The sequence below is a fragment of the Micromonospora sp. KLBMP9576 genome, assembly GCF_050941805.1.
In the GTDB taxonomy this organism is placed as follows: domain Bacteria; phylum Actinomycetota; class Actinomycetes; order Mycobacteriales; family Micromonosporaceae; genus Micromonospora.
Genome location: NZ_CP194567.1, coordinates 1,961,412 through 1,978,030, shown reverse-complemented (window position 1 = coordinate 1,978,030; position 16,619 = coordinate 1,961,412). Strand labels below are relative to the sequence as shown.

At 72.2% G+C, this 16,619-nt stretch carries 12 protein-coding genes; 6 read left to right on the top strand and 6 right to left on the bottom strand.

Features of this window, described 5'->3' with window-relative positions:
• The first annotated feature begins 15 nt into the window (after positions 1-15).
• The 4 genes from ACQ452_RS08875 to ACQ452_RS08860 are packed head-to-tail and all read left to right on the top strand — an operon-like array spanning position 16 to position 5,427.
• Positions 16-1,341 (top strand): ABC transporter substrate-binding protein, encoded by a 1,326-nt coding sequence (locus tag ACQ452_RS08875; RefSeq protein WP_433392043.1) that lies wholly within the window; start codon positions 16-18, stop codon positions 1,339-1,341.
• 20 nt (positions 1,342-1,361) lie between these two features.
• Entirely contained in the window at positions 1,362-2,309 is a 948-nt protein-coding gene (locus tag ACQ452_RS08870) for a carbohydrate ABC transporter permease (protein WP_433392040.1), read from the top strand.
• Positions 2,306-3,217, top strand: coding sequence for a carbohydrate ABC transporter permease (locus tag ACQ452_RS08865; RefSeq protein ID WP_433392037.1), 912 nt, complete (start codon positions 2,306-2,308; stop codon positions 3,215-3,217). The genes ACQ452_RS08870 and ACQ452_RS08865 overlap by 4 nt, the downstream gene beginning before the upstream one ends.
• Complete coding sequence (locus tag ACQ452_RS08860) at positions 3,214-5,427, top strand: alpha-galactosidase (RefSeq protein WP_433392034.1); 2,214 nt, start codon at positions 3,214-3,216, stop codon at positions 5,425-5,427. The genes ACQ452_RS08865 and ACQ452_RS08860 overlap by 4 nt, the downstream gene beginning before the upstream one ends.
• Positions 5,428-5,500: 73 nt before the next feature.
• On the opposite strand, the gene ACQ452_RS08855 is transcribed toward ACQ452_RS08860, so the two are convergent.
• Together ACQ452_RS08855 and ACQ452_RS08850 are read right to left on the bottom strand one after the other, a co-directional pair.
• Positions 5,501-7,288, bottom strand: coding sequence for a trypsin-like serine protease (locus ACQ452_RS08855; protein ID WP_433392032.1), 1,788 nt, complete (start codon positions 7,286-7,288; stop codon positions 5,501-5,503).
• Between the two features lie 422 nt (positions 7,289-7,710).
• On the bottom strand, positions 7,711-9,084 hold the full coding sequence (locus ACQ452_RS08850) for a cellulase family glycosylhydrolase (protein WP_433392030.1): 1,374 nt from the start codon (positions 9,082-9,084) through the stop codon (positions 7,711-7,713).
• Between the two features lie 231 nt (positions 9,085-9,315).
• On the opposite strand from ACQ452_RS08850, the gene ACQ452_RS08845 reads away from it, so the two are divergent.
• Both ACQ452_RS08845 and ACQ452_RS08840 read left to right on the top strand, forming a co-directional pair.
• A complete protein-coding gene (locus tag ACQ452_RS08845) occupies positions 9,316-10,278 on the top strand; it encodes a TIGR03557 family F420-dependent LLM class oxidoreductase (RefSeq protein WP_433392027.1) in 963 nt (320 codons plus the stop codon).
• Positions 10,279-10,346: 68 nt separating this feature from the next.
• Positions 10,347-11,225, top strand: a complete 879-nt coding sequence (locus tag ACQ452_RS08840) for an alpha/beta fold hydrolase (protein WP_433392026.1) — start codon at positions 10,347-10,349, stop codon at positions 11,223-11,225.
• Between the two features lie 799 nt (positions 11,226-12,024).
• On the opposite strand, the gene ACQ452_RS08835 is transcribed toward ACQ452_RS08840, so the two are convergent.
• From ACQ452_RS08835 to ACQ452_RS08820, 4 genes are all read right to left on the bottom strand, one after another.
• Complete coding sequence (locus tag ACQ452_RS08835; RefSeq protein ID WP_433392023.1) at positions 12,025-12,930, bottom strand: endonuclease/exonuclease/phosphatase family protein; 906 nt, start codon at positions 12,928-12,930, stop codon at positions 12,025-12,027.
• A gap of 20 nt (positions 12,931-12,950) precedes the next feature.
• The gene (locus ACQ452_RS08830) at positions 12,951-14,441 is read right to left on the bottom strand and encodes a phosphatase PAP2 family protein (protein WP_433392020.1); all 1,491 of its coding nucleotides are present in this window, start codon (positions 14,439-14,441) and stop codon (positions 12,951-12,953) included.
• A gap of 77 nt (positions 14,442-14,518) precedes the next feature.
• Entirely contained in the window at positions 14,519-15,520 is a 1,002-nt protein-coding gene (locus ACQ452_RS08825; protein WP_433392018.1) for a YihY/virulence factor BrkB family protein, read from the bottom strand.
• Positions 15,513-16,577, bottom strand: a complete 1,065-nt coding sequence (locus ACQ452_RS08820) for a diacylglycerol/lipid kinase family protein (RefSeq protein ID WP_433392015.1) — start codon at positions 16,575-16,577, stop codon at positions 15,513-15,515. Before ACQ452_RS08820 ends, ACQ452_RS08825 begins: the two co-directional genes overlap by 8 nt.
• Positions 16,578-16,619: the final 42 nt, after the last annotated feature.

Below are 16,619 nucleotides of genomic sequence, written 5' to 3'. Positions count from 1 at the left end.
TCCGCAGGAGGCACCATGTCCCGTCCCCGCACCCGCGCCGAATACCTCGCCCGGCTCGTACCCCCCTCCGTGGCCGGCATCGGCCGTCGGTCGCTGCTGGCCGGCGCCGCCGGCACCACCGCGCTGCTCGGCACGGGCCTGCTCGCCGGCTGCGGCTCCGACTCCGGCGGTGCCGACGCCACGACGGTGTCGCTGGGCTCCAACCAGTCCGACCCGAAGCCCAAGGAGGTGGTCGCGAAGGTCGTGGACGGGTTCCAGGCCTCCTCCGGCATCCAGGTCGCCGTCAACACGGTCGACCACAACACGTTCCAGGAGAACATCAACAACTACCTGCAGGGCAGGCCGGACGACGTGTTCATGTGGTTCGCCGGTTACCGGATGCGGTTCTTCGCCGCCCGGGGCCTCGCCGGCGACCTCAGCGACGTGTGGGGCCGGCTCTCCGGGATGTCCGACGCGTTCCGCAAGGCCTCGACCGGGGACGACGGCAAGCAGTACTTCGTGCCGTCGTCGTACTACCCGTGGGCCGTCTTCTACCGCAGGTCCGTCTGGCAGCGGAACGGCTACCAGGTGCCGAGGACCCTCGACGACCTCACCGCCCTCGCCGGGCAGATGAAGAAGGACGGCCTCACCCCGATCGCCTTCGCCGACAAGGACGGCTGGCCGGCGATGGGCACCTTCGACATCCTCAACCTGCGGATCAACGGCTACCAGTTCCACATCGACCTGATGGCCGGCAAGGAGCCCTGGACGTCCGAGAAGGTGAAGAAGGTCTTCGACACCTGGCGCGGCCTGCTGCCCCTGCACCAGCCCGACAGCCTCGGCCGGACCTGGCAGGAGGCCGCCCAGTCGTTGCAGCAGAAGAAGAGCGGGATGTACCTGCTCGGCCTCTTCGTCGGCCAGCAGTTCGACGGCGCCGACCTGGCCGACCTCGACTTCTTCACCTTCCCCGAGATCGACCCGGCCATCGGGGCCACGGCGCTGGACGCGCCCATCGACGGCTACATGCTGGCCCGCAAGCCGAAGCAGGAGGCCAACGCCAGGAAGCTGCTGGAGTACGTCGGCTCGAAGGCCGCGGCCGACATCACCGTCAAGAACGACCCGAGCACCCTGGTCGCCAACACCGAGGCCGACACCGGCGCCTACAGCGCCCTGCAACGCAAGGCCGCCGAGCTGGTCGGCTCGGCCACCGAGATCGCCCAGTTCCTGGACCGCGACACCCGCCCCGACTTCGCCTCCACGGTGATCATCCCGGCGCTCCAGCAGTTCATCAAGGACCCGAAGGACATCGACGGGCTGACGTCCAGCATCGAGAACCAGAAAAAGTCGATCTTCACCGACTGACGGTGAGAGGTGAGGGCACCGTGTCCGACCTGCCCCTGATCGAAGCGGACCGCGCCGTGCCGCCGTCAACCCCCACGGATGGCCGCCGTCGGCGCGTACGGCTGCTGACCCGCACCGACCGCGTGGTCATCGCGCTCATGGTGACCGTACCGCTGCTGCTCGTCGTCGGCCTGGTCTGGCTGCCGGCGGGGGCCACCGTGCTGCTCTCCGGCACCGACTGGGACGGCATCGGCCCGGTCGGCGACATCGAGTGGGTCGGCGGGCGCAACTACGCCGACGTCGTCGGAAACTACCCGCCGTTCGTGCCGGCCGTGCAGAACAACCTGCTCTGGCTGGCGGCGCTGTTCGTCGTGGCCACCCCCTTCGGCATGTTCCTGGCCGTCCTGCTCGACAAGGAGCTGCGCGGCACCCGGTTCTACCAGACGGCGCTCTACCTGCCGGTGGTGCTCTCCCTGGCGCTGATCGGCTTCGTCTGGCAACTGCTCTACTCCCGCGACCAGGGGCTGCTCAACGCCGTTCTCGGCACCGACGTGGACTGGTACGGCGACCCGGGCGTCAACATCTGGGCCGTGCTGGTGGCCGCCGGCTGGCGGCACGTCGGCTACATCATGCTGCTCTACCTGGCCGGGCTGAAGGGCGTCGACCCGTCGCTGCGGGAGGCCGCCGCCGTGGACGGCGCGTCGGAGGGCCGGACGTTCTTCCAGGTGGTCTTCCCCGTCCTGCGGCCCATCAACATCATCGTGCTGGTGGTGACGGTGATCGAGTCGCTGCGCGCGTTCGACCTGGTCTGGGTCATCAACAAGGGCCGCAACGGCCTGGAGCTGCTCTCGGCGCTCGTCACCCAGAACGTGGTGGGCGAGGCCAGCCGGATCGGCTTCGGCTCCGCGCTGGCCACGATCATGCTGGTCGTCTCGCTGGTCTTCATCACCGTCTACCTGGTGACCGTGCTGCGGGAGGAACGCCGATGAGCACCGCGACCGTGACCCCGGAACCCGGGACCACCCCCGAGGGCGGGCGTCGCCCGCCGCTGCGCCCGGCCCGGGTGGTGCTGCACGTGTTCCTCGCGGCGGTGGCGATCGGTTGGCTCTTCCCGATCCTCTGGGCCGTGCTGACCTCGTTGCGCTCCTACGAGTACACGGCCGTCAACGGCTACGTCTCGCTCGGCGGCTGGACCCTCGACAACTACGTGACCGCCTGGCGGACCGGCGACTTCGGCAGGCACTTCCTCAACTCCGTCTACATCACCGTGCCGGCGGTGCTGCTGACGCTCCTCCTCGCCTCCTGCGTGGCGTTCGTCATCGCCCGGTTCACCTGGAAGACCAACATCGTCCTGCTCGGCCTCTTCACCGCGGCGAACCTGCTGCCCCAGCAGGCCCTGCTGATCCCGCTGTTCCGGCTCTTCACGCAGGTGCCGCTACCGGCGTTCCTGAGCGACTCGGAGCTGCTCTACGACAGCTACTGGGGGCTGATCCTGGTCAACGTCGCCTTCCAGTGCGGCTTCTGCGTCTTCGTGCTCAGCAACTACATGAAGGCGCTGCCGCGCGACCTCTACGAGGCGGCGATGGTCGACGGGGCCAGCGTCTGGCGGCAGTACTGGCAGGTGACCATGCCGCTGTGCCGGCCGGCCCTGGCCGCCCTGGCCACCCTGGAGGTCACCTGGATCTACAACGAGTTCTTCTGGGCCACCGTGCTCATGCGCACCGGCGACAAGTTCCCCGTGACCAGCTCGCTGAACAACCTGCGCGGCGAGTTCTTCACCGACAACAACCTCGTCTCGGCCGGCTCGGTGCTGGTCGCCATCCCGACCCTGGTGATCTTCTTCCTGTTGCAGAGGCAGTTCGTCCGGGGCCTGACCCTGGGGGCTTCCAAAGGATGACCATCGTCCACCTGCGCCGCGCCCGCACCAGCCTGCTGCTCGACGCGCGCGGCCCGGGGCTGCCCCGCGTCGCGCACTGGGGCGCCGACCTCGGCCCGGTCCCCGACGACGACCTGCCCGCCCTGCTCGACGCCACAGTCGCCCCGGTCGTACCGAGCAGCTTCGACGAGCCGACGGTGCTGTCGCTGCTGCCGGAGGCATCCGCCGGCTGGGGCGGCCGGCCGGGGCTGGCCGGGCACCGCGACCGCCGGGACTTCTCCACCGCCTTCCGGCTCGACGCCGTCGAGGTCGCCGACGACACCGGGCCCGCCCCGGGTCGCGTGGCCGGCGGCGGGGAGTCGGCGCGCGTACCGGTGCGGGCGCGGGACCGCGACGCGGCCGGCGCGGCGCGGGTGAGCGTGCGGGCCTCGGACGCCGCCGCCGGGCTGTCACTGACCGTCGAGATCACGCTCGACCCGACCGGGCTGGTGCTGCTGCGGCACCGGCTGCGCAACAGCGGCGACCGCCCGTACGAGCTGCGGGAGCTGACGCCGGTCCTGCCGGTGCCGGCGGTCGCCACCGAGCTGCTCGACCTGACCGGCCGGTGGTGCCGGGAACGGTCCCCGCAACGGCACCCGTGGCCGATGGGCGCCTGGGTACGCGAGGGCCGGCACGGCCGCACCGGGCACGACGCGACCCTGCTGCTGGTCGCCGGCACGGCCGGGTTCGGCTTCGGCCACGGCGAGGTGTGGGCGATACACACCGCGTGGAGCGGCGACCACGTGACCTTCGCCGAGCGGCGGCCGACGGGCGAGTCGGTCCTCGGCGGCGGTGAACTGCTCGCCCCCGGCGAGGTGGTGCTCGCCCCCGGCGAGGAGTACGCCACCCCCCTGCTCCACGCGGTCTTCTCCGCCGCCGGGCTCGACGGGCTCAGCGACGTTCTGCACACCCACCTGCGCGCCCGTCCGCAGCACCCGGCAACGCCCCGCCCGGTCACCCTCAACGTGTGGGAGGCGGTCTACTTCGACCACGACCTGGAGCGGCTGCGGGCGCTGGCCGACCACGCCGCCGAGGTCGGGGTGGAACGGTTCGTGCTCGACGACGGCTGGTTCCGGGGCCGCCGGCACGACCGCGCCGGCCTCGGCGACTGGTACGTCGACGAGACCGTCTGGCCGGACGGCCTGACCCCGCTCGTCGAACACGTACGCGGTCGCGGGATGCGGTTCGGGCTCTGGGTCGAACCGGAGATGGTCAACCCCGACTCCGAGGTGTTCCGGGCCCACCCCGGGTGGGTGCTGTCGGTGCCCGGCCGGCTGCCGCCGCAGTGGCGTCACCAGCAGGTCCTCGACCTGGCCCACCCGCCGGTGTACGAGTACCTGCTGGGTCGGCTCGACGCGCTGCTCGTCGCGCATCCCGGCATCGACTACCTCAAGTGGGACCACAACCGGGACCTGACCGAGGCGGGCCACCACGGCCGCCCCGGCGTGCACGGGCAGACCCTCGCGGTCTACCGGCTCCTCGACGAGCTGCGCCGCCGCCACCCGGGCGTGGAGATCGAGAGCTGCGCGTCCGGCGGCGCGCGGGTGGACCTGGAGATCCTGCGGCGCACCGACCGGGTCTGGGCCAGCGACTGCAACGACGCCCTGGAACGGCTGGCCATCCAACGCTGGACGGGGCTGCTGCTCCCGCCCGAGCTGGTCGGCACCCACATCGGGCCCGAACGGTCGCACACCACAGGTCGCGTGCACGACCTCGGCTTCCGGGCGGCGACCGCGCTCTTCGGTCACCACGGCATCGAGTGGGACATCGGCGCGATCGGCTTCGTGCAGCGCCGCGAGCTGGCCGCCTGGGTCGCGCTGCACAAGCGGCTGCGCCCGCTGCTGCACACCGGCCGGGTGGTCCGGGCCGACCACCCCGACCCGGCCGTCTGGGTGCACGGCGTCGTCGCCCACGACGGTTCCCGCGCCGTGTACGCCGTGGCGCGGCTGGCCACCTCGGTGACCCAGACGCCCGGCCCGGTCCGGCTGCCCGGCCTCGATTCCCGCCGGCGGTACGCGGTGCGCCCCGTCGCGGGCGTGCCGGAGCCCGCGACCCTCGGGTGGAGCGAACCGGGCTGGCTGGCCGGCGGCGGGGTGACCCTCGGCGGTGCGGTGCTGGCGACCGTCGGGCTCCAGATGCCCGCGTTGCATCCCGAGCAGACCCTGCTGCTGGAGGTGACCGCCGCCGGCTGAGCGGCGGCCCCGTCACCCGAACGGCTGGTGTCCCCTGCGCCCTGGGCGCAGGGGACACCTCAGGCGGACGGGGTCACTGGCCGTGCAACCGCATGCTCGGCCACCAGCCGTAGGTGCCCGACTGCACGGTCCACGACTGGAAGGGTTCGTTGAACCCGCCGTCGGCCTTCGCCGTGAACGTGTGCAACCCGATGTCGTCGTCGGCGTACTGGTAGAGGATGGCGAGGTCGTCGCGCCTGTCGCCGTTGTAGTCGCCCGCGACCAGCTTCGTCCTGGCGAACTGGCCGAAGATGGTCGACGTCCAGGAGGCCAGCGGGGCGTTGAAGTTTCCGTCCGCCCTGGCCGTCCAGGTGAACAGCCGCAGGCCGTTGTCGTTGAGCAGCACGGCGACGTCGTCGCGGCCGTCCCCGTTGAAGTCGCCGTCCACGACCTTCATCGAGGTGAGCGAGAGGAACGGCTTGGCGGTCTGGGTCGACCAGGAGGTGTAGCCGGTGCCGAACGTGCCGTCGGCCTTGCCCGGCCACGTGATCAGGGCCATGGCCTCGCTGTTGGCGTACCTGTAGAAGAGGCTGGCGTCGTCCCGACCGTCGCCGTTGACGTCACCGGCGAAGACCGAACTGTTGGTCCAACTGCCGAAGTCGGGTGCCTTCCAGACCTCGACCGGCTCCTCGAAGCCGCCGTCCGGCCGCGCGAGCCAGTTGAACCATGCCTCGTCGCCGTTGCCGTACCCGTAGAAGGCCGTCAGGTCCGCCCGGCCGTCGCCGTTGAAGTCGCCGGAGGCCATCTTCATGTTTTCCAGGTTGCCGAAGTCGTTGTCCGTCCACGACCTGATCGGCGCGCTGTGCTTGCCGTCCGGGCGGGTGATGAACGTGTCGAGGACGAAGTTGCCGCCGGCGCGCTTCGACATCACCGCGACGTCCTTGACGCCGTCTCCGTCGAAGTCGTCGTTGAGCACCTTCACCTGTTCCTTGTAGGCGGCGTTGCCGCCCGCCCACTCACCGAGCGGGTGGGTGAACCCACCGGTGGAGGTCGCGGGAAAGGTCTGCGGCGCGCCGTCGCCGGTGGCGTAGACGTAGAGGAAGTTGATGTCCTCGTACCGGTCGAGCGCCGGGCCCTGCGGGATGTTCGCGGTCAGCCAGGTGCCCAGGTCGTCGACGCGGGTCTCCACCGCGTCGCGGCGCGTCTCGGTCTCCGCCAGGCATCCGCCCTGCCACGAGGTGTGGTGCAGGGCCACGAGCTGCGGCTTGCCGGCGACCAACCGGACGGTCGGCCCGCCCAGGTCGCCCCGGCAGATGGCGGCCTGCCCGCTGCCCAGGATCCCCAGCGTGCCGGCGTTCACGGCCTGCACGGCGAAGGTGCCGGTGTGCAACTGGTCCGGCACCCACGTGGTGGCGGTGCGACCGAAGCCGGCGACCGTGAGCTGCTCGCCCACGCTGGCGGCGGCGCCCAGCGGCACCGGGGCCACCTCCACCCGCGCGGCGAGCCGGACGAGCACCACGTCGCGGTTCGGGTGGGGAACGATCCGGAAGACGGGAACGACCGCGCCGGTCGACGTGGTGAGGTCGGGTCGCCCGACCGTCACGGTGGCCGGCTGCGCGGGCTTCCCGGCGACGACCGGCTGCCCGTCGACGCTGAAGCAACTCTTGGCGGTCAGCACCCACCAGGGGTCGACCAGCGCGCCGCTACAGGCACGCGAGCCGGGTCCCACCTCGATCTTGGCGGCGAAGGCGAAGGCGCCGTCGCTGACGGCGACACCTCCGGAGACGGCCTGGGCCGGCGGAACGCCGAGGATCCCGACCAGCAGAGTGGTGGCGAGCAGGCCGACAGCTCGGGCTGCTCGCCGACGGTACGACGATGGCACGGACGATCCCTTCTGGATCTGCTGGCAGGGGCCATCCGTGCGGCGTCGGAGCGCGATTACGGCGCAGCGTGTCGCGCGCCCTCGTGACCGGACACGGTCGATCGAGCGCGGCAACTACCTCGGTGTCCCCCGTGGACTCGCGACCACCAGGAGCGCGGCCGCAGCCTCACGGTAGGCATTCGCGCCGCCGCCCGCCGCCCGGTTCGCGGTGACCCATGCCACATCGTCGATGTCTTGCGCCCGCTCGCCGCCCCGCCCACACGACCGCCGAGCCGTAGCTCCCGCCGGACGGTGGTGACAGTTTCCGACCAGTCCGCGACCTGGTGGGTCCGTGATCAGTTGATCTCTCACCGGTGCGACGAGCCCGCACAGCCCGGCTTTCCGTCACCTGATCACGCAGCCAGACCGCCGGCACGGGGATCTCAGCTCGCCGTGCAGGTCACCGTGGGCACGGGGTTTGTGCCGTTCCAACTCGCGATGAAACCGAAGGTGGTGCTGGCCCCGGCGCCGAGCCGGCCGTTCCAGTCGGCGTTGCCCGCCGTGACGGTCGACCCGTTGCTGCTCAGCACCGTGCTCCAGGACTGACTGACGCTCTGGCCGCCCGCGAACGTCCACCTCGTCGTCCAGCCGGTGATCGCCGCCGGGCCGGCCGTCACCTTCACCTCACCCTGGAAACCGCCCTGCCACTGGTTGGCCACCGTGTACGTCGCCGTGCAGCCTCCCGGCGGAGGCGTCGTGGGTGGGGGCGTCGTGGGTGGTGGGGTCGTCGGCGGGGGCGTCGTGGGCGGCGGGGTGGTCGGCGGCGGGGTGCTGCGGAAGACCGTCGCCTCCCGCGCGGTCGCCTTGATGCCGTTCGCACCGTTGAAGAGGCGCTGACCCCAGGTGGTCAGGGCCGCCGGGTTGAAGTTGGTGACCAGGTCCAGATATTCGACGCCGCCGCCGTTGCCGCTCCACGACCAGCCCAGGTAACCGATCCCGTTGGCCTGGCTGTAGGAGAGGATGGCGTCCTCGTCGGGGTTGCCGTCGGAGTGGTCGAAGCCGAACTCACCCACCACGATCGGCAGCTTGGCGGCGCGGAACCGGCCGAGGTAGTCGCTGATCTCGGCGGCGGTGTCGAAGACGCCGTACATGTGGATGGAGAAGACGGTGTTCTGCTGCGGGTCGGCCGCGAACACCGAGGCGGCGTTGTCGCGCATGGTGAACGTCCAGTCCTGACCCCAGTTCGGGGCGTCGACCATGATGGTGTGCGTCAGGCCGCCCGTGCGCAGCCGCTTGATCGCGTTGGCGGTGTCGGTCGCCCAGGTGCCGTAACCCTGGTTGCCGTACGGCTCGTTGCCGATGTTGACGATGACGTATCTCTCCTGGCCGGCGAGGGCGCCGGCGACGCTGAGCCAGTAGTCGACCGCCTGGTCCAGCGTGGCCGCCCCGCTCTGCTCGCCGTAGCCGGTGGTGTCGTGCACCTCCAGCACGCAGATCAACCGGTTGGCCTTGCACAGCGAGATGACGTTGGCGACGTCGGCGGTGTCGTTCTTGGCCCACCGCTGGCCGCTGGCCAGCACCACCCGCACCGTGTTCGCCCCGAGCGCCTTGATGTTGGCGAAGGAACTGGTCTGCTGCGGGTACCAGGTGTGCGCGTGGTTGACGCCACGCATGACGAACTCGCTGCCGTTGGCGTCGTACAGCTTGCCGTCGGCGACGGTGAAGCCGGTCGCGGCCCGCGCGGGCTGGCCGAACGCCAGCACGGCGACCAGCAGCGCGAGCAGGGCCGCACCGGCGGCGGAGAGTCTCTTCTTCATGGCCTTCCTCAAGGGAGGACCCCCGCTGCCCAGGTGGGGGTGGGTCGTCACAGAGATGGCGGTCGCAGCCCGACGACCGCCGCCCGGCTCCCGGCGGCGCAGGGATCAGCGTAGGCCCGTCGGGCCGGTCACGCAATGAACCGGTTAAGCAACCGCGGGGGCGAGGGTTGACCCGACCCGTCCGGGGTATCCGGAGGCGATCCGCCCGGATCGGAAACAAGGAGACATCCCATGGTCAGCGTCGGGTACACCCTGATGTGCGAGCAGGCCGGTCCCAAGCACCTGGTCGACTACGCGGTACGGGCGGAGGCGGCCGGCTTCGACCAGCTCGTCATCTCCGACCACTACTACCCCTGGCTGGAGTCCCAGGGCCACTCCCCGTACGCCTGGTCGGTGCTCGGCGCGGTCGCGCACGCCACCAGCCGCGCGGAGCTGATGTCCTTCGTCACCTGCCCGATCCGCCGCTACCACCCGGCGGTCGTCGCCCAGAAGGCCAGCACGATCGGGGTGCTCTCGGACGGCCGGTTCACCCTGGGCCTGGGCGCGGGCGAAAACCTCAACGAGCACGTCGTCGGCGGCTGGCCGCACGTGCAGCAGCGCCACGAGATGTTCGAGGAGGCGCTGCAGATCATCCGGCCGCTGCTCAACGGGGAGACGCTGACCTTCTCCGGCAACCACTACGACGTCCCCGACGCCTACGTGTGGGACCGCCCGGCCCGGCCCGTGCCGATGGCCGTGGCCGCCTCCGGCCGCCAGTCGGTCACCCTCGCCGCCGAGTACGGCAACGGCCTCGTCGCCACCGAGCCCGACCCGCACATCATCGACATGTACGACGAGGCCGGCGGCGCCGGTCAACCCCGCTACGGCCAGGTGGCCATCTGCTACGGGCCGGACGAGGCCGAATGCCGCAAGATCGTGCACGACCAGTTCCGCTGGTTCGGCATGGGCTGGAAGGTCAACGCGGACCTGCCCGGCCCGGACTCGTTCGCCGCCGCCACCCAGTTCGTCCGGGAGGAGGACGTGGCCGAGGGAATCTCCTGCGGACCCGACGTCGACCAGCACGTCGAGGCGTTCCGCAAGTTCGTCGACGCCGGCTTCACCCACGTGGCGATCGTCCAGGTGGGCGGCGAGACGCAGCCGATGTTCCTGGACTGGGCGCAGGAGCAGCTCCTGCCGAGGCTGCGCGAGCTGTGAGGGCCGAGCCATCGCCCGGTGTCGGAGCCGGGCCATCGCCCGGTGACGGAGCCGAGGCCGCGCGAGCGGTGGGGGCCGGGGCGGCCCGAACCCGGACGACCCCGGCCCGGCGGCCCCGGGTCACCCCGCCCGGGCGGTTCGGCCCCGCCGAGCTGCGCCTCGCGCTGGCCGCCCCCCGGCCGGTCGCCGGCCTGACCAGCGAATGGCGGCTGGTCGACGGGCTGCGGACGCACACCCGCCGCGCCGGCGACCCCGGCACCGCCGCCATCCCCGTCGTGCTGGTGCACGGGCTGGCGGTGTCGCACCGCTACCTGACCCCGCTCGCCCTGACGCTGGCCGACACCCACCCGGTGTACGCGCCCGACCTGCCCGGCTTCGGGCTGACCGAGCGCCCCACCCACGCGTACGACGTGCCCCGGCACGCCGCGCACCTGGCCGCCTGGCTGGCCGCGTACCGGATGCCGCCCGTGTGCCTGCTCGGGCACTCCTTCGGCGCGGAGGTCGTCGCGGCGCTCGCCGCCCGGCATCCCGATGCGGTCCGGGCCGTGGTGCTCGCCGGCCCGACCAGCGACCCGGCCGCCCGGTCCCGACGCGGCCAGTTCGGACGCTGGCTCGTCGACACCCTTCGGGAAGCCCCGCTGCAGGCACCGATCCTGCTGCGGGACGTCGTGGACGCCCGCCCCTGGCGGGTGCACGCGACGCTGTCCCACTCGGTACGCAACGACATCGAGGCGGACCTGGTCGGCATCGCCGCGCCCACCCTCGTGGTCACCGGCTCCAGGGACCCCGTCGTGCCACCGGCCTGGCGTACACAGGTGAGCCGGCTGGTGCCGCACTCCCGTACGGTCACCGTCCCGGGTGCCGCCCACAACGTCGTCACCACCGCACCGGCGCAGGTCGCCGACGCGGTACGCGCTCTCCTCACCCCGCAGCCGACGAACAGGTGATCACATGCGCTTCGGTAACACGGAGATCCGGCCCGCCGGCGGCGGCCTCGGTTGCCTCCTGATGATCCTCTTCTCGATCGTCGCCTCGGTCGTCCTGACCGTCCTACTCAACCTGTTCCTCTGACGGCCAGCCAGGCACCCGGCGCCGGTCGGTCTGCCCTGGGCAGGCACCGGTCTGCCCTGGGCAGGCGCTGGGCCGAGTGCTGGGCCGAAGCGCCGGACCGAAGCGCTGGGGGCTGAGCGCGACCGGGCGGTGAGGATGGCCGGGGCGGTGAGGCGCGGCCGGGGCGCTGGGCGAGACCGGACGGTGAGCGTGGCCGGACGGTGAGCGTGGCCGGGTGCTGGGCTGGGCTTCGAGATCTTGGAGAAATTCGGCTCCGATAGGGGCACTTTCGCGCCAAGATTTCCCCCAGCGGCAGCGCGCCGCGCCGACGGCACCGCGCCCGCGGCACCGCGCCCGCGCCAACGGCACCGCGCCCGCGCCCGCGCCAACGGCAGCACGCCGCGGCCGACAGCAGCGCGGAGGGCGTCAGTCGCGGGCGCGTCAGTCGCGGCGACGCGGACTGCCACTGCCCACGCCCAGCCGAATGGTGATCAGGACTCCATGGACCTTAAAGCGGCCAGATAACGTCCATGGGGTCCTGATCACGATGCGTACCTTGCCGCAGGCACTCTGCGGGTGGGGTGGCTCGGGGGCAGGCGGGTGGGCAGAAGACAGCTCCCGGGTCGGCTGACGGGGCGGTCAGTGGCGCAGCGTGGCGAGCCCCGCCGGCGGTGGCTGCCCGCGGCAGGAGCGGATTCAGGCGGGGCCGGAGGGCGGGGCCGGGTCGAGGTCCAGGTCGACGACGACCGGGTAGTGGTCGGAGGCGTACTCGCTCTCGCCGCCCCGCCGCACCCGGCAGTCGCGTACCCGGTTGGCCAGCGCCGCCGTGCCGAACAGGTAGTCCAGCCGCATCCCCGAGAACTCAGCCCCGCCGCCGTGTCGAGTGGGCGCGGTCAGCCCGTCGTCGGCCGGCCCGGCCGCCGCGCCACCGCTCAGCCGATAGCGCACCGCACCATCACTCGGGTCAGCGACCAGCACACCAGCGCCCCCCGGGCCGCCGATCGGGTGGTTGGCCGCCGCGTACAGGTCGACCAGGCCGGCGGCGAGCAGCCGGGCCACCGCGCGGGTCTCCACCGTCCGCCCGTCGCGGCGCAGGTGCCGGCGACGGTACGCGGGCGGCAGCCGGGCGATGCGGTCGGTGTGTTCGGCGACCGGGTCGAGAGTGTTGAGGTCCCCGGCGAGCAGCCCCAACTCCCCCGGGGCGCGGCGTAGCGCGGCGGCGGCCCAGCCGGCCTCGATGCGCCGCCGCAGCCCCGAGTACGGGTCGAGGTGCACGCTCAGCACGGTCAGCGGGCCGGCGGTGGTGGCCACGGTGACGCGCTGCGCGGCGTGGTGGAACGGCCGGCGTACCCGGGTCGCGGCCAGCGCCCGCAGCGGCGGCCGGAGCAGCACCGCCACGGGCTGGCCGAAGCAGGACCGGGCCAGGTGGGGACGCATCCCCACCCGGCCCGCGAAGTCCGCCAGCACGGCACCGGAGTCGAAGTCCCGCAGCTCCTGCAGAGCCAGCACGTCCGGCCGTTCGGCGACGACGACCCGGGCCAGCAGGTCCCGGCGGTCGGCGCCGCCGGAGTCCCGGCCGCCGGTCCGGATGTTCCAGGTCATCACCCGCAGCATCGGCGGCGTCAGTCCGCCCGGCCGGCCCTGACCAGCTCGTCGTCGAGGGTGTGCACGTCCTCGGATTCGATGCTCGGCTGGTTGCCCTGGCGCACGTCCTCGTTGGGGCGGACCACCCAGTAGAGCAGCCCGATCCAGAGGGTGGTGAGGATGATCGCGCCCATGAAGTCGGTGGGGTGGTGCATCCCCCGGTACATCCGGCTGATCGCCACACCGGCCGGCATGACGACCGCCAGCGCCACGAAGATCCACCGCCACCACCGGTCGGTACGCGGGAAGACGATGACCGCGATCGCCACCCAGACGCAGAGCGTGGCGGCGATGTGGCCGGACGGGAAGGACGAGGTCGGCATCGGCCCGTCGAGGTTGCCGACGGGCGGTCGGGGCCGGTCGACGGCGGCGGCGGAGGCCAGGAAGAGGGTCAGTTCGCCGAACATGGTCAGGGCCACGAACAGCACCGGCCGCCAGCGCCGCCACACGGCGAGCACGAGCGGGCAGAAGACCAGCGAGATCAGCAGGATGGCGTGGGTGTCGCCGACCTTGCTCCAGAGGTGGCTGAAGTCGTCGCGGCCGGGGGTGCGGTGCTCGGCGAACCAGCGCGGCACGTCCGTGTCCAGGGTCGCGAAGAAGGTGCCGCCGGCGTGGTAGCTGACGAACATGCCGAAGCCGTAGAGCGCGCCGAGGATCAGCACCCAGCCGACGATCAGCTCGAACACGGCGGCCCGGGGGTGCGGCAGCAGGTGCGCCTCGTCGGGGGCGGGTGCCACGTCGTGCGCGGCCTCCGGCTCCAGCCCGTCGGTCAGCGCCGGGACCGGACGGCCACGTTCCAGCCGCCACAGCCGGAAGGCGTACGCGGTGACGCCGAGCCAGGCGGCGCCGAGCAGCCAGGCCCCCAGCACGTCCGAGACGAAGTGCACGCCCAACGCGATGCGGGTCAGGCCGATGAGGAACACGACGACGGCGACCAGGGCGATCGCCGGCTTGCGCCAGCGCCGCGACATGGCCGGCAGGAAGACCAGCAGCAGCGCCCCGTACGCGACCATCGAGCCGAGCGCGTGGCCGCTGGGGAAGCTGTCCCCCGCGTACGTGCCGATGGGCACCTCCACCTCGGGGCGCAGCCGGTCGACAAGCGTCTTGAGCGCCGGGTCGAGCACGAGCGCGCCGACGCCGGTGACGATCAGGAAGACCGCGAGCCGGCCCTGCTTGCGGATCAGCAGGCCGACCACGGCGACCGACACCAGCCAGACGATGACCGCCCGCCCGCCGAGGTCGGTGAGCGCGTTGAGCACCGTCACCAGCGGCCCGTGCGGGGCGACCAGGTCGTTGAGCCAGGCGGCCACCCCGTGGTCGACGTCGTAGAGCGGGGACCAGCGGGTCCTCACCAGGACGAGGAGCACCCCGAAACCGACCCCGGCACCGAGCACGATCGCCAGGCCGGCGAGCGTACGTTCGGTGAAATGACCCAGGGGTCGTCGCAACGCTTCTTTGACCGCGCCCACGGCAGCCTCCCTCTCGCTTCTGGCGAGCCGGGTACCCGATCGGCGCTCCGCGTACACCGGGGGTGTCCGATGTGGGGTCAGAGCGAGGTCATCTCGCCGGTGTCGTGGGACTCCTCGCGGGTGGCCTCGGGCTCCCACAGGTCGGGCTTGGCGGGCTCGCGTGCCCCGATGCGCAGCGCCTCGAGCTGGGCGGCGAAGGACAGCCCGCCGAAGAGCGCCATGCCGGTCAGGTTGGCCCAGAGCAGCAGCGCCATCATCCCGGTCAGCGCACCGTAGGTCTGGCCGAACCCGCCACTGAACCGCACGTACGCGGCGAGCAGCAGGCTGGCCAGCCACCACAGCGCGGTGGCGATGCCGGCGCCGAAGAAGAGCCAGGACAGGCCGGGCTGTTTGCGGCGAGGCGCGTGCCGGAAGATCACCGCGACGGCGAGGACGGTCAGGCCGAGGCTCAGCGGCCAGCGCACCACGTCCCAGACGCCGTCGGCGAGCTCGCCCCAGGCGTAGTGGCGCTGCACCGAGTCGCCCATGGGGCCACCGCCGACGAGGATCAGGAACCCGGTGAGCGCCGGCACGCCGGCGGCAAGGGCGAGGACGGTGGCGCGGACGTACTTCCACAGCGCGGGCCGGTCCCGCTCCACGCCGTAGATCCGGTTGGCGCCGCGCTCGATCTGGGCCATGGTGCTGGTCAACGCCACCAGGCCGGTGACCAGGCCGAGGCCGAGCGCCAGTTCCCCGGCGCGTTCGGTGCGGTCGCCCTCACCGAGCAGCTCCGCCACCATCGGTTCGCTCGCCCCGGGGGTGAGCGCGAGCACCGTGTCGGCGACGACCTTGCCGCCCTCCTGCACGCCGAGTTCGCTGATCAGGCCGGTCAGCGCGATCAGGAACGGCACCACGGCGAGGCAGAGTTGGAACGCGAAGGCGCGGGCGTGGCTGAACCCGTCGCCGTAGCGGAACCTGATGAACGCGTCCCGCAGCAGGTGCCAGCCGCCCTGGCGGCGCAGGGTGTGCCAGGCGTCGTCGGCGTTGAGTTCCTCGTCCGACATCAGCCGGGTCTCCGGCACGATGCGGGTGCTACTCACGACGCGCCTCCTCGACGAGCCGCTCACCACGCTCGGCGGCTGCCCGCGCGTCCTCGGCCAGGTCGGGACCCTGCTCCGGCTGTGGTACGCAGAGCCACAGCGCCCGCCGCCGGATCTCGGCCTTCAGGGTGCGGCCCGGCTCGATGAGGTCGCCGTCGAGTTCCCGGGGCTGGGCCCGGTTGCTGGCGATCTCCACGCGTCGGGCCCGGAAGACCTCCATCCGGGGCACGCTGTCCTGCTTGCGCACGACCGCCCAGCCGAGCGCGAGCCAGTGCCGCAGCGTACGCGGGGTGAGCACCGCGACGTCGAGGTAGCCGTCGTCCGGCTCGGCCTCGGTGAGCAGGCGTACCCCACCCTGGAGGCGGCCCACGTTGGCCACGAGGACCGAGCGGGCCCGGCGGCGGATCGGCTGCTGGTCGTCGATGCGGATGGAGACCCGCATCGGTCGGTCCCGCAGGTGCCGGGCGGCCCCCACGACGTACGCCGGCCAGCCGATCCGCTTCTTGGTGGTCTCCGAGGTGTCGGCGAGCATCTGGGCGTCGAAGCCCATGCCGGCCATCACCGTGAAGTAGTGGTCCTCGACCGCGCCGACGTCGAGCAGTCGGCGACCCCGTTCGACGGCGACCTCCAGCCCGGCGGCCAGGTCGCCCGAGAGGCCCAGGTTGGCCGCGAGCAGGTTGCCGGTGCCCTGGGGCAGCACGGCGAGCGCCACCTCGGTGCCGACCAGGCCGCTGACGCAGGCCATCACGGTGCCGTCGCCGCCGCAGGCGAAGACGACCTCCACGCCGGCCTCGACCGCCTCCTGCGTCTGGCCGCGCCCCGGGTCCTCGACGGTGGTCTCGAACCACAGCGGCTCGGGCCAGCCGGCCGCGCCGAGGGCGGCGTGGACCGTCTGGCGCAGCTCGTCGAGGTCGGCCACCTTCGAGGGGTTGACCACCACGGCGGAGCGCAGCCCACCGTGCGTCGTGCGTCGCTTGCCCTGTCGAGGATCCACGGCGTCAGTGTGGCGCAGATCCGCCCCGTCAGCGACCCGGCACCGAGCTGACGTGACAAGCATTCAATCCAGGTTTGGATCCCACCCCGCCCAGCCCTTCCGCGC